1 protein-coding gene is annotated in these 242 nt (G+C 37.2%); it reads left to right on the top strand.

All coding sequences use genetic code 11. The annotated features are described in order from the left end of the window. The coding region (locus RYX56_RS24730) for a cbb3-type cytochrome c oxidase subunit I (RefSeq protein WP_317124437.1) at positions 1–242 on the top strand (242 nt) is incomplete at both ends.

A 242-nucleotide genomic window follows, 5' to 3' on the forward strand; every position in this document is an offset into this window, starting at 1 on the left:
CGTTAATGATGTTTGACCGTTTGTTTGGGGCTAATTTCTTTGAAGTAGCAATGGGGGGAAATACGATAATTTGGGAACATTTATTCTGGATCTTCGGACATCCGGAAGTGTATATCTTAATTCTTCCTGCTTTTGGTATTTTCTCAGAAATCTTTTCAACTTTTTCAAGAAAACGTCTTTTCGGTTATTCATCAATGGTGTTTGCCACAGTGTTAATCGGTTTCCTAGGATTCATGGTATGG

The organism is Alkalihalophilus lindianensis, from assembly GCF_032843265.1.
Classification (GTDB): Bacteria; Bacillota; Bacilli; order Bacillales; family Bacillaceae_D; genus Alkalihalophilus; species Alkalihalophilus lindianensis.